A 13235-nucleotide genomic window follows, 5' to 3' on the forward strand; every position below is an offset into this window, starting at 1 on the left:
CAGCCGGGCTTTTTCGTTCAGCCTGCAAGCCAGAATTGATCCCGTATCGCCTGATCCGCGTCAAACCGGATCCTGACGCTCTTGGCACCCGGAAACTTGCTTTCGCGGATAGTATCGGGAATGACAACTTCCCCGGCGCCCGTATCGCTGGATTGAAAGCTCAGGATTTCCGCTGTGGTGTGCCGCGCACTGGTCAGAACGGTCGTTGGCAAAGCCACACGATTTGCGCCCTGATTGACCGGTGTCGTGACAAAGTAAGTCAGGTGCCGCCCATAGCATCCGACCGCGTCGGGAACATGGTCAGCAACATCACTGCCGCATTTGGGTTGAATACCAGTCTGACTGTTCATATGCGACAGCGCCTGCCCGGGATTCAGCATCGCCTCGCATGCGGCAATATCCTCCTGCGGAAGCTCGATGATTCGTTTCTTCAACCGTGCCCGACGTGGTTGTGGCAGGCCAGCAGCGGCACCGCCCTTTGTCGCCAGCCCTTCTTTGCGCAGAAAATCATAGGCTGCCTTGGCGCGTGAAAACCCGGAACTGTCGCCTTCCTTGTGATCAGGATGCGTGTGAAAGGCGATGTGACGCCACGCCTCTCGTATTTCACTGGAATTGGCAGACGGGTTCAGGCCCAGATCTGCCAGGGCATCCGTGCGTGCCCTGACCTTATCGACAGGTTCCATACTCAAAACACTCATTAAAAACTACACACCCCTAGTGTTGCCGAGGGCATGGTTTTGTCAAATTTCACTGTTGATTGAGAGGGAAGCTGACAACAATCGCGATGCGAAGAATCCATTGTTCCGCAAAGGCGTGAATTCACGGATGTAACTGTGATACAGGTCACGCACAAGAAAAGGAAAACGCCCGGACAAGTTAGTAACCCGGGCGAATCATTGGATTTTTCAGTTGTCAGGCGACGTTTTGAAGATCGACCTGCGGCGTGATCCCAAGGGCAAAGCACACATCGCGCGTCAATTCCGGGCGGTTCAGGGTATAGAAATGCAGCTTGTCCACGCCACCTTCGATCAGGTCCGAGCACAACTCGGTGCAGATCGCAGTTGCCAGCAGATCCTCACGCCCGTCGCGCACGGCCTTTTCAAAGGCGTGTTCGACCCAATCGGGAATATGCGTGCCGCAGCTTTTGGCGAACTTGCGCGCACCTGCCCAGTTTTCAATAGGCAGAATGCCCGGCACGATTGGTTTGTCGATACCTGCCTTGGCGCAGGCGTCACGGAAACGGAAGAAGGTTTCGGCCTCGAAAAAGAATTGCGTCAGCGCTTCGTCAGCGCCCGCGTCAAGTTTGGCCTTCAGCCAGTCCACGTCTGCTGACATGTCCGCAGCTTCAGGGTGCTTGTCAGGATAAGCCCCGACACGGATGCTGAACATTTCGGTTTCAGCCAGCGCCTCAATCAACTCAATCGAACTGTTAAAGCCTTCGGGGTGCGGTACGAACCGATCATGCCCTTTCGGCGGGTCGCCCCGCAGGGCCACGATGTCCTGCACGCCCGCACGTGCGAATGTGTCGGCGATTTCCAGCGTTTCCTGCCGCGAAGCGTCAACACAGGTCAGATGCGCAGCGACGTTCAGGCCAGAGGATTTATGCAGGGTTGCGACCGCGTCGCGCGTCAGTTCCCGGGTCGTACCGCCTGCACCGTAGGTGACGGAAACAAAACGGGGCTCCAGCGGTGCCAATGTCTGGACCGTATCCCAAAGGCGGAAAGAAGCCTCCAGAGTCTTGGGCGGAAAGAACTCGAATGAAATTTCGGGTTTGGACATGGCTGCCTCACTGGATCAACTGACTATCTTGTGCCATGACGGGCATTGTGAGACAAACTCATATTATTCAACAACAACATGAACGATACTTGAGATGCATATTGAATTCCGGCACCTGCGTACCATCAAGGCGATCCATGAATGCGGTGGGTTGGCACGCGCTGCCGACCAGTTGAACATCACTCAATCCGCATTGAGTCATCAGATCAAAGGGTTGGAGGATCAGGCCGGGGTCGAGCTGTTTCTGCGACGTTCAAAGCCGATGAAGCTGTCAGCCGCCGGTTTGCGCCTGCTGCGGTTGGCCGAACAGATCCTGCCGCAGGTCGAGGCGGCACAGAATGAGTTTTCGTCGCTGAGGGACGGGCGCACCGGGCGGATGCATATCGCCATCGAATGCCACGCGTGTTTCGAATGGCTGTTTCCGGTTCTTGAATCCTTCAGGAAATCCTGGGGCGACGTGGATGTCGATATCCGACCCGGTCTGGCCTTCGACGCCCTGCCAGCCTTGCAGAAGGAAGAGGTTGATCTGGTGGTCTCATCCGATCCCGAAGACCTGCCGGGTGTCGAGTTTGTGGAGCTGTTTGACTACAACCCCGTCTTTGTCGCTGCATCAGCCCATCCACTGGCGGAAAAAGCCTATGTCGAGGCTGAGGATTTCCGAGGCCAGACCCTGATCACCTACCCGGTGGAACGCACACGTCTGGATGTGTTCAGCCAATTGTTGATCCCTGCACGGGTCGAACCCGCCTCAATCAGGCAGGTGGAACTGACAGCTGTCATCCTGCTTCTGGTGGCCTCAAACCGAGGCATCTCGGTTCTGCCGGATTGGGTCGTGCGCGAGGTCAAATACAACTCGGACTATGTGACCCGCCCCCTGACCAAAGAGGGGATTACGCGTCGCCTTTATGCAGCGGTCCGATCAGAAGATCTGGACAAGCCTTATGTGCAGGAACTGGTAAAACTGGCCCGCGAAGAGGCGCGCAAGCTGCAATCCCGGTAGAGGCGTTTTCTGCGGGTCTGTTATGCACATCATTCCTCTTGGCAAGGAAGCCTTGCGGCAGTATACGCGCGGTTTGACCGGACAGGAGCCTTTTTACAATGGTTGGCAGTGCAAATCTCAACATCATGATCAAGGCCGCGCGCAAGGCGGGGCGTTCTTTGGTCAAGGACTTTCGTGAAGTCGAGAATCTGCAGGTTTCGATGAAGGGCGCTGGTGACTTTGTGTCGAAGGCCGATATCGCGGCCGAAGCCATCCTGAAGGACGAGTTGCTGGGCGCACGCCCAACCTATGGCTGGCTGGCCGAAGAGGGCGGTTCCATCGACGGAGAAGACCCGACCCGCCGCTGGATCGTAGATCCGCTGGACGGTACCACCAATTTTCTGCATGGCCTGCCCCATTGGGCAATTTCGATTGCACTGGAACATAAGGGCAAGATCGTTGCCGGCGTGATCTATGATGCTGCCAAGGACGAGATGTTCTTTGCTGAAAAAGGCGAAGGTGCGTGGATGAACGACACCCGAATTCGTGTGTCGGGGCGTCACCGCATGATTGAATCGATCTTTGCAACCGGCCTGCCTTTTGGGGGTCGTTCTGACCTGCCTGCAACCCTGCAGGATCTGGCGCGTCTGATGCCCGCCTGCGCCGGTGTGCGCCGTTGGGGTGCTGCGGCGCTTGACATGGCATATGTGGCTGCGGGCCGGTACGAAGGTTTCTGGGAACGCCGCCTGAACGCCTGGGATATCGCCGCCGGTATCATCATCGTGAAAGAGGCGGGCGGTTTCGTGCAGGCCCTGAACCCTGAAGGCAACGCGCTGGAAGATGGTGAAGTGATCTGTTCGAATGAACCGATCTTTGATCAATTCTCCAAAGTCATCCGGGGCTGATCGCCCCTTAGCCCAGCTTTATCGACGCGGAACGCGCGGTATACGAGACTGCGACAGCTTGTACTTTGTCTCTGGGTGGGGCGGGTGCCCGTGCGTGCGGTTCCAGAATTGCACTCCACCGCGCCGCAGCCACAATGGTACGCATAGGATCAACCCCACGGCAAACCCGCCGGTATGGGCCCAGTAGGCGATACCGCCTTCGTCCGGGTTGCTGGTGACGCTGCCAAAGAACTGAATCGCCAGCCATACGCCCAGCATGATGAAGGCGGGGATGGTAAAGACCCTGAAATAGACAACCAGGATCAGCAGAATATCCACACGCGCCTTGGGAAACAGCAGTAGGTATCCCCCCATGACACCCGCAATCGCGCCCGAGGCGCCGACGGTAGGCACCTGAGAGTCCGGCCCTGTAACCACATGGATCAGACCTGCGCCGATACCTGCGACCAGGTAGAACAGCAAAAAGGGCAGATGGCCCATTTCGTCTTCCAGATTGTCGCCGAATATCCATAAGAACAGCATGTTCCCGGCCAGATGCATCCAGCCTCCATGCAGGAACATGGATGTCACAAAGGTTTCCAGACCAACCCCATCGCTGACCCGCGCCGGGATGATGGCGTAGTCGAAGAACAGCCGGTTGATAAGTGGCGCATTATTCATGATCCCCACATAGCTGAGGAAGATCAGGATGTTGGCCGCCAATAAGACGTAGACAACATAAGGCGTGCGCCCCGAGGGGTTATGGTCACGTATCGGAAACATGAGGTGACGCTGGGCTTTTGCGCGCCCAGCGTCAAGGCAAGCTTATGCCGCACCTCCCAACAACGCAGCGTTTCCGCCAGCTGCGGTCGTATCGACACACACATGGCGCTCACCCAGCACACGCGCGCGGTCGGGTCTGCCCGGAATCAGGGGAAGAATGGGGCCGTCCCGACGGGCCAGATGCAGTTCGATCTGCTGCGCGGTTTCAGCATCGCCCCACCAAAGAACACCAGAGATACCGGTCAGGTTCTCCAACCGGTGAAGGTCAAGCATTCCGGTTGCCTGAATGGCCGTGCCACCCAGTGCCTGTACGGCTTCAGCCTGCGCGCGCGCCGCCGTTTCCCCCGGCCCCATGCACAGAAGTGGTGGGCGGGGATATTCGCTCAGCCGGTTCGATTCTCCGGTTGGGCCGGGCAGAGAACGGGTTTGGATTGGGGCAGGCTGGCCTTGAGGGGCAGGTAGGTCTGCCAAATGCTCCCAGGTTTCTGTCGTGGTTTGCCGATCAGGTGCACAGAACCTGGCCATGTAATTCGGGCCGCCCGCCTTCGGGCCGGTGCCTGACAGCCCTTCACCGCCAAAAGGTTGGGAGCCAACGATGGCACCAATCTGATTGCGGTTTACATAGATGTTTCCGGCATGGATAGCTTCGGTCACATGCTGCACCCGGTCGTCGATCCGGGTTTGCAGGCCAAAGGTCAGCCCGTATCCGGTTGCGTTGATATCCGCGATGACCTTGTCGATCTCCTGCGCTTTGAACCTTGCCACGTGCAATACGGGGCCAAATATTTCGCGCTCCAGCGCGGCAATGCCCGAGATTTCGATCAACGTGGGGGCAACAAAGATACCTTCGGGTGGCAGCGGCAGCTCTTTCAGAACACGCCCTTCGGCCCGTGCCGTGGCGACGTGATCAGCGATGACCTGCCGGGCCTGCGCGTCGATCACCGGGCCGCAATCGGTAGAGATCAGCCACGGATCACCGATGCGCAGGGCATCCATTGCCCCTTTGAGCATGGTAAGGACGTCATCTGCGATATCCTGTTGCAGGTACAGGCATCGCAGTGCCGAACACCGCTGACCCGCGGACTGAAAAGCGCTTTCAATGATCGATTGCACGGCCTGTTCGGGAAGTGCGGTACTGTCAACGATCATGGCGTTCAGGCCACCAGTTTCCGCAATCAGCGGCGTGCCGGGGCGCATGGACCCAGCCATTGCCGACCGTATCCTGAGAGCGGTCGTTGTCGAGCCGGTGAAGGCCACGCCCGAAACGCGCGCATCCGATGTCAGCGCCGCGCCCACGGTCGGACCACCCGGCAGCAATTGCAGCGCGTGGCGCGGCACACCAGCCTCATGCAGCAATTGAATGGCGCGGTGCGCGATCAGGGGTGTCTGCGGCGCAGGCTTGGCCAAAACGGCGTTCCCGGTTGCCAAAGCTGCCGATATTTGCCCTGAGAAGATCGCCAGCGGGAAGTTCCACGGGCTGATGCAGGTGAATACTCCAGCGGGCTCGGCATCAGGTATGTTGGCGGCGTAGTAACGCAGGAAATCCACCGCCTCACGCAGTTCCGCCACGGCGTCAGGCAGCGACTTGCCAGCCTCGCGCGCCAGCAGGGCGAATAACTCGCCGTAATGCGTTTCATAAAGATCGGCGGCAGAGTTCAGGATGCGGGCACGTTCGACTGCCAGGGCTTGCCACGGCTTTGCCGAAGCCAGCGCCAGTTCCACATCAGCTTCACTTGCCGAGGCGACCGCACCCGGCTTGTCGGCAGGATTCGCCGGGTTGATTACCTGCTCATCCGCCTGGGGTTTGGCAGCGTCAGCCAGCAACGGCTGTGCATACCAGTGATACGCACGGAACTGATCCCGCGCTGCATCGATTTTGTCCAGCGTTGGAGTGTGGTGTAGATCAAAACCTTTGGAATTGGGGCGTTCCGGCTTGAATAGTTCGGGCCCGGTGGGCAGTGGGGGCGGCGGTGTCAGCACCGTAACAAACGGATCCGAGGCAACCACTTCCGGCGGGACGTTTTCGTCGACAATCTGGTTGACGAAGGATGAGTTTGCGCCGTTTTCCAGCAGACGCCGCACAAGGTAGGCCAGCAGGTCACGATGCGCACCAACCGGTGCGTAGATGCGACAACGCGTTTTCTGCCTGTTCATCACAAGCTGATGCAATGTCTCACCCATACCATGCAGGCGCTGGAATTCAAAAGGCTGACCTTCGGCCATGTGCAATATGGCGCTGACTGTATGGGCGTTGTGGGTGGCGAATTGTGGGTAGATCCGGTCTGTCATGCCCAGCAACTTGCGCGCATTGGCGATATAGGACACATCGGTGACCGCCTTGTGGGTGAAGACGGGAAAGCCGTCCACACCTTCGACCTGCGCGCGTTTGATCTCGGTATCCCAATAGGCGCCTTTGACCAGACGGACCATCAGCTTGCGATCGTGGCGTTCCGCCATGTCATAGAGCGTGTCCAGAACCAGCGACGCGCGTGGCCCATAAGCCTGAACTACGATGCCGAACCCATCCCAGCCGGCCAGAGCCGGATCGGACATCACCGCTTCAATCACCTGCAATGACAAAGACAGGCGATCCGCCTCTTCCGCGTCGACGTTTAGCCCCATACCAGCGGCCTTGGCCAAAAGGGCCAGCGCCCGCAGTCGGGGAACCAGTTCATCCATCACGCGCTTTTCCTGCGCCAGTTCATAACGGGGATGCAGGGCTGACAACTTGACTGAAATTCCCGGGTTGGCGCGGATATCCTCATGGGTGCAGGCTTCGGCGATGACCGAGATGGCGCGTGAATACGACAGGTGATATCGTGCGGCGTCCGCCTCGGTTCGCGCGGCCTCTCCCAGCATGTCGTAGGAGTAGGTATATCCCTTGTTTTCCATCCCGCGCGCACGCTCCATCGCGGCGTTGATGGACTCACCTAACACGAATTGCCGCCCCATTTCCTTCATCGCACGCGACACGGCGGTACGGATCACGGGTTCACCCAATCGCTTGATGGCCCCGCGCAGGGCGCCAACAGGCGAGGCCTTGCCTTCGTCCAGAACCTTGCCCGTCAGCATCAGTGCCCATGTCGAGGCGTTCACCAAGGATGAAGACGAGTGCCCAAGATGCTTACCCCAATCCGAAGGGGCGATTTTGTCTTCAATCAACGCGTCAATCGTGTCTGCATCCGGCACGCGCAACAGCGCTTCGGCCAGGCACATCAGCGCGACGCCTTCGTCGGTAGACAGACCGTATTCGGCAAGAAACACCTCCATCAACCCCGGAGACGTGCTGGAGCGGATGTCGCGCACAAGCTGCGCGGCAGCTGCGCTGATAGCGCTGCGGTCCGTAGCGCTCAGGCTGGCCTGAGAGATCAGGGTTTCAAGGATCGCCGACTGGTCAGCATAGGTTGAGGTGTCGATTAATGTACGCAGGGAATGAGACATGGGTCCTCCGGTCTTTGTGCCAATATACCTGCGAAAAGTCAGGACAATCGCCTGAGTTTACGATAATTGAAGGCGGAACACCTGAAATTTCGCCAGAGAGCAGCGCAAATGAACTTTCCTGACCTGGACCGGTTTGACCGGTCGATTCTGAGAATTCTGGCCGAGGATGGGCGCATTTCGGTCGCCGATCTTGCGCGCGAAATCGGTTTATCTAAATCACCGACACAGGCGCGCCTGAAACGGCTTGAAGCAAGCGGGGTGATCAAAGGATACCGGGCGATGCTGGATCCGATCAGATTGGGGCTGGACCACGTTGCCTTTGTCGAGGTGCGCCTGGCCGATACCCGCGAAAAGGCACTGGCCGAGTTCAATGCGGCTGTCCGAAAAACTGCCGAGGTCGAGCAAGCCCATATGATCGCCTCGAACTTCGACTATTTGTTGAAGGTTCGCACGGCCACGATGTCGGAGTATCGCCGTGTTCTGGCTGAAAAGATTTCATCCTTGCCGCATGTCGCCAGCACGTCGACCTTTGTGGCGATGGAGGCGGTTAAGGAAACCGGCAGTTTGGGTGGGTTCGAGCATCAGGCTTGACGGATCAAGAATACGAACCATCCTTGGTGCATGACACACGCTTTCCTCGCTGCTCTTGCTGTTGTTGCCTTGTCCTGCACGGCGCACGCTCAGTCCTGCCCGACCGCTCCGGATCATTCGGAAAGTGTGGAAGCGCTAATCAATCAGGTTCAGAAGGCAGAATCGCAAAGTGATGCGCGCGCCATTTCCAGCCAGATGTGGGAGCTTTGGACCGACGCACCAGATGCGCGTGCGCAAGGCTTGCTGGACCGGGGAATGGCGCGGCGAGAGGCCTGGGATTTACAGGGCGCGTTGGACGAACTTGACCAACTAGTCGATTACTGCCCGAACTACGCCGAAGGCTATAATCAGCGCGCGTTTGTGAACTATCTCAGACAAGACTTCGCTGCTGCCTTGCAGGATCTGAATGTCACGATCGAGTTGTCGCCGAACCATATAGGTGCGCTGAGCGGGCGTGCCTTGTCATTGTTGGGTCTGAAGCGCCTTGACGATGCGCGCGCGGCACTTGCCGAAGCGCTAGAACTTAACCCATGGCTGTCAGAAAGGGCCTTGTTGGAACCTGGCGGTCTTTTGGAGCCGCCCGGTCAAGATATCTGACATCAGGTCCTCGAAAGAACCGCAATGGGAAACCGAACCTATTTGCAAGCAAACTGGTCGTGTTGGACCCATCCGAGTTGTTCACTGGCTATCATATGGCATGACTACTGGCTGACGGACGCGTCTATCGACGCTGAGCATCATTGGCGAATACACCAGCGAGGCGCTGATGATCCGTGTCGATCGCAAGTTCAACTCAACCGATGCGCTGAATGCTTCAACGCCCGGTTCCGGGATGAGCTGCTCAACGGTGAAATCTTCTACAGCCTAAGGAAGGCGCAAATCCTGATTGAGCAATGTCGTGTCCACTATCACTCCGTCAGGCCGCACAGCGCGTTGGGCTACCGCCGGCCTGCGCCCGAAAGCATCGTCCCGATAGACCAGAGGCCCACGGTGCAGTAACAAACAAACCGGACCACCCGATAGGGGCTGACCCGAAGGCGCTGAAGGCGGCAATGCTGACCATTTTTGACGAGCGCGGTGCGGAATATCCTGCCGAACACAATGTGGGCCACCTGTACAAAGCCAAACCCGATTTGGCAGCGCATTATAAATGCTGTGATCCAACCAACTCTTTCAATCCGGGGATAGGAAAGATGTCCAAGGCGCGAAACTACCGGTGACTATGTCACATGGGATTTGGGCGCGTGTGATAGGCATCCAGCAGAGCCTTGCCGTTTTCATAGAACGCAGTTTCGTCAACCAGTTCTGTGACACCGTAGCGATCCAGCTCGGCTTTCACATCTGGCTCGACCAGCGTGAAAACCAGCCGTATCCCCTTGGTTCGTAGGAAGCTGATTATATTGCGCAAAGTGAACCCGGCTGTGAAATCGACAACATCAATTGCCGAGGCATCGATGCAGAACCATGTCAGTTTTCCGTCTGCGTTCTGAACGATTGTTGTGACTTCCTCGGTGAATATCTGCATGTTCGCGTAGTACATGCCGTGGGAAAACCGGTAGATTACCAGACCGGGCTCGAATTGGTTTGGTGCTTCCAATCCCTTTGAACGCCAGCCACCAGACTCGGTGCGCAATACGACCGAATTCTTTGGGTGGTATCCCCGGCGCGTGTGGTCGACCAAAGACAGGACCATGGCAAAAATGACGCCTTGCTCGACCCCAACCAGAACGACCACGGTGGCGGTTGCCGTGGCAACCCAGAATTCAGACCGGGCCTGCCTGTAAATTGTTGTCATTCCATGCAGGTCGATCAGCTTGAGACCGACCAGGAAAACGATGGCCGACAATGCTGCTGTGGGCAGAAAGGCTAAAGGCTTGGTCAGGAACAGGATAACCAACAGGACTATTGCCACTGTTGTTAGTTGGGCCACCTGGCTGCGCCCTCCGGCGCTGGCGACCATCTCGGTCTTTGTTGGGCTGCCATTGACCACGAATGTCCCCGTGAAGGCCGCTCCGAAATTCGCAAGACCCAGTCCGATCAGATCGGTATTCTCATTGAACGTCTCGTTATATTTTGAGGCGTATGCCCGTGATGTGGCGGCGCTTTGTGCCAAAATAACTACGAAGATGGACAGGGCCGTGGGTAGCAGTTGTTTGAACATGACCCAGTTCCACTGCACGTCCGGGATCGAGAACGAGGGCAAGCCGCCGGAAATCTCTCCCAATACTGAAATTCCGGAAGTGTCGAATGAAAAGGCCCAACTGCACAGGACTACCCCGACTATGGCGACCAATGGCCCAGGAATCTTGTGTGACAACCTTGCGCAACCTAAGACGGTGCCCAACACGGCTGATGAGACGATCACGGTCGGCCAGTTGACGTTGGATATGTTGAGATAGAGGTCCTCTAACCTGGCAAGTGTTCCGTGCCCAGCGGATTCGATCCCCAACAATCCAGGGATTTGACCCGTTGCAACCTGAATGCCCACGCCGGTCAGAAAGCCGACCAAAACCGTTCTGGACAGAAAATCGGCCAGAAACCCCAGCCCGATGACACGCGCGGCAATCAAAAGCATGCCAGCCATAAGCGCCAGCAAGGACGCCAGTGCCAGATACTCAGACGTTCCGGACATCGCCAAGCCCGCCAGTCCCGAGGCGGTGATGGCTGCTGTCGCCGAATCAGCGCCGACAACAAGGTGTCGGGACGATCCGAACAGCGCAAACAGAGCCATGGGAATCAGGATCGTATACAGCCCGGACATGACCGGAGTGCCGGCGATTTTGGTGTAACCCATGACTTCGGGGATCGCGAGGCAGGCAAAACTCAGACCAGCCAGCATTTCCGCCGGAAGGCGCGCGCGGTCAATAGGCAGGGTGCCCTGCAGGATTTGCAGACGCGCCGCTCTCTGATTTCTGTCCTGTTTTTCCATGGGTTACCGTATACCCATTCAACCAGCGAACCGAGTGTTCGAACCGTCGGGCTATCTTACAGGCAAATTATCACAGGTAAATTGTGTGGTCTGACGTGCCTCTTTTTCCAGTTTTTCAGTTATTTTCGCCGAACTACGGGAATCCCCCAATTTCGCAAACTGCCGATCAGGGGTAAACATGACCTACCGTACTTACCACACACAAACACGGTATTTACTTTCCCCGATGAGGGGCTGGTCACACCCCCTCGGCCGGCCCCTCTTAACTTTTTGGGGTTTGCGAAAGCCCAAGTCATTCGTTTTATGACTCGTGTCGAGTGAACTTACTTAGTTTTGGATCAATCTGGTCACGAGTGTCGGCAGTGTTTCGGACGCACTGTAAGCAACGGTGTGCGGTATGCTGGCCACCGGGGTTTTGCGGTACCCTTCCGTGAACAGCAGAAACGGTATCTTGGCGTTTACAGCTGTTTCTGCGTCGACCTCGCTGTCGCCGACATACAAGCGTGTGCCCGAGGTCCCAAGTGCTTTGAAGCTTTCCAGCAGGTGGCCCGGATCCGGTTTGCGAATTGGCAATGTATCACCGCCGAAAACAACGTCGAAGAACCGGGATAGGTTGAGCGCCTCCAGCACGTGACGTGCGGGTGCTTCGGGTTTGTTGGTGCAGATACCAAGAACGCAACCCATCTGTTTCAGTGTTTCCAGGGCTTCGGGAACTCCGGGGTAAGGCACTGTCGTTGCACTGACCGCCGCATTGTAATGCTTCAGTGTCTGTTGCGTCAGTTCCGCGTGGCGATCCATGGGCAAATCACAGTGTCGCATCAAACGCTCGACCAGTTTCGGAAGGCCATTGCCAACAAACCCTCTAATCACATCAACGGGCACAGGATCGTGACCGACGCCATTCAGCGTTTTATTGGCCGCTGCTGCCAGGTCCCCGACGCTGTCGACCAACGTTCCATCCAGATCAAAAACAACTGCTGCGGTCACGTTTTTCTTGCCTTTCAATACCCGCCCCAAGTCTTAACCCGTCGTTTTCAGGGGCGCAATCGGCTCAATGATGCTTGATTTGAAACAGTGCTTGACATTCCTTACTAAAATAATCAGATTTAATAACAGGAACGGAAAGCCAACCCTCTCGGGTCAGCCAGATAAAACGAAACGCAACAGGTATGGCACCATGCCGACTCGCTCTGGAGATGCCCCGATGAACGTACAGAACCCGACCCCAACCCAAGGTTATGCTGTCTCGATGCTGCCTGCGCACAAGGCCGAGGATTTGACCAAAGGTGGCCACCTGGCCCATATCGAGTTGGGCGACCAATTGTATACCCTGCGCATCACCCGTGCAGGTAAACTGATCCTGACGAAATGAGCGCGCATTCATTGCGCGGCGGTGCCGCGGTCGGCCGTCTGGCGGACCTTGATCCTGTCGAAGCAGGTGCGGTGATGTATCTGCGGATGTGGAGCCAGGGTGAAAGTGGTCGCGCCGATGTCGCGAGCGATTTTTGCATAGCGCTCGGATCAGATTATGGGCGTGCCGCCATGCTGACGCTGGATCGTCTGTGTTCGCTTTGCGCAACGCATTGTCGACGTCCGTTAGTCAGGCACGGTCTGGGGTGTGCATGTCTGGGCGCGGATGAGAATTGTTTTGCCCAAATGGTTGCCGCCGCATCCGAAGGGGCACGCGAAGACGCGATGATGATGGCGTCACTGATCGTGCGCCCGGATTTTGCGCCTGCTCTGGCATCCCTGTCGGAGGAACTGGGCCTGACGCTCCGGCGTATGACGACGGGAAATGCGATTCCGACGACAGGCCACGATACCCGCACTGCCGTTTTGCATTGACTGT

13 protein-coding genes and 1 pseudogene are annotated in these 13235 nt (G+C 57.3%); 8 read left to right on the forward strand and 6 right to left on the reverse strand.

Going from position 1 to position 13235, the window contains the following annotated elements:
- Positions 1-17: 17 nt before the first annotated feature.
- Both ACR0AP_RS06125 and metF read right to left on the reverse strand, forming a co-directional pair.
- Entirely contained in the window at positions 18-683 is a 666-nt protein-coding gene (locus ACR0AP_RS06125) for a DnaJ domain-containing protein (RefSeq protein WP_480505975.1), read from the reverse strand.
- A gap of 229 nt (positions 684-912) precedes the next feature.
- Positions 913-1779: a methylenetetrahydrofolate reductase [NAD(P)H] gene (gene metF, locus ACR0AP_RS06130; protein WP_480482176.1), complete on the reverse strand. Its 867-nt coding sequence runs from the start codon at positions 1777-1779 to the stop codon at positions 913-915.
- 94 nt (positions 1780-1873) lie between these two features.
- On the opposite strand from metF, the gene ACR0AP_RS06135 reads away from it, so the two are divergent.
- Together ACR0AP_RS06135 and ACR0AP_RS06140 are read left to right on the forward strand one after the other, a co-directional pair.
- Positions 1874-2779: a LysR family transcriptional regulator gene (locus ACR0AP_RS06135; protein WP_480482174.1), complete on the forward strand. Its 906-nt coding sequence runs from the start codon at positions 1874-1876 to the stop codon at positions 2777-2779.
- Positions 2780-2877: 98 nt separating this feature from the next.
- Positions 2878-3663: an inositol monophosphatase family protein gene (locus ACR0AP_RS06140; RefSeq protein ID WP_209598002.1), complete on the forward strand. Its 786-nt coding sequence runs from the start codon at positions 2878-2880 to the stop codon at positions 3661-3663.
- Between the two features lie 18 nt (positions 3664-3681).
- Here the strand turns inward: ACR0AP_RS06140 and ACR0AP_RS06145 are convergent, their stop codons facing one another.
- Positions 3682-4425: a rhomboid family intramembrane serine protease gene (locus ACR0AP_RS06145; protein WP_480505977.1), complete on the reverse strand. Its 744-nt coding sequence runs from the start codon at positions 4423-4425 to the stop codon at positions 3682-3684.
- A gap of 42 nt (positions 4426-4467) precedes the next feature.
- Positions 4468-7866: a bifunctional proline dehydrogenase/L-glutamate gamma-semialdehyde dehydrogenase PutA gene (gene putA / locus ACR0AP_RS06150; RefSeq protein ID WP_480505979.1), complete on the reverse strand. Its 3399-nt coding sequence runs from the start codon at positions 7864-7866 to the stop codon at positions 4468-4470.
- 108 nt (positions 7867-7974) lie between these two features.
- Here putA and ACR0AP_RS06155 point away from each other — a divergent pair, with 108 nt between their 5' ends.
- From ACR0AP_RS06155 to ACR0AP_RS06170, 4 genes and pseudogenes are all read left to right on the forward strand, one after another.
- Complete coding sequence (locus ACR0AP_RS06155; protein ID WP_480505981.1) at positions 7975-8457, forward strand: Lrp/AsnC family transcriptional regulator; 483 nt, start codon at positions 7975-7977, stop codon at positions 8455-8457.
- Positions 8458-8487: 30 nt separating this feature from the next.
- Complete coding sequence (locus tag ACR0AP_RS06160) at positions 8488-9054, forward strand: tetratricopeptide repeat protein (protein WP_480505982.1); 567 nt, start codon at positions 8488-8490, stop codon at positions 9052-9054.
- Positions 9055-9252: 198 nt separating this feature from the next.
- Positions 9253-9456 (forward strand): annotated as a pseudogene (locus ACR0AP_RS06165) (integrase core domain-containing protein); the annotation flags it as partial.
- Positions 9457-9476: 20 nt separating this feature from the next.
- Complete coding sequence (locus ACR0AP_RS06170; protein WP_480506375.1) at positions 9477-9677, forward strand: hypothetical protein; 201 nt, start codon at positions 9477-9479, stop codon at positions 9675-9677.
- A gap of 5 nt (positions 9678-9682) precedes the next feature.
- Here the strand turns inward: ACR0AP_RS06170 and ACR0AP_RS06175 are convergent, their stop codons facing one another.
- Positions 9683-11386, reverse strand: coding sequence for a SulP family inorganic anion transporter (locus tag ACR0AP_RS06175; RefSeq protein ID WP_480505984.1), 1704 nt, complete (start codon positions 11384-11386; stop codon positions 9683-9685).
- 327 nt (positions 11387-11713) lie between these two features.
- On the reverse strand, positions 11714-12391 hold the full coding sequence (gene gph / locus ACR0AP_RS06180; RefSeq protein ID WP_480505986.1) for a phosphoglycolate phosphatase: 678 nt from the start codon (positions 12389-12391) through the stop codon (positions 11714-11716).
- A 199-nt stretch (positions 12392-12590) separates the two neighbouring features.
- Here gph and hemP point away from each other — a divergent pair, with 199 nt between their 5' ends.
- Positions 12591-12758: a hemin uptake protein HemP gene (gene hemP / locus ACR0AP_RS06185; protein WP_209504713.1), complete on the forward strand. Its 168-nt coding sequence runs from the start codon at positions 12591-12593 to the stop codon at positions 12756-12758.
- Positions 12755-13231: a hypothetical protein gene (locus ACR0AP_RS06190; RefSeq protein ID WP_480505988.1), complete on the forward strand. Its 477-nt coding sequence runs from the start codon at positions 12755-12757 to the stop codon at positions 13229-13231. Before hemP ends, ACR0AP_RS06190 begins: the two co-directional genes overlap by 4 nt.
- Positions 13232-13235 lie beyond the last annotated feature (4 nt).

The organism is Ruegeria sp. AF7 (assembly GCF_056541885.1).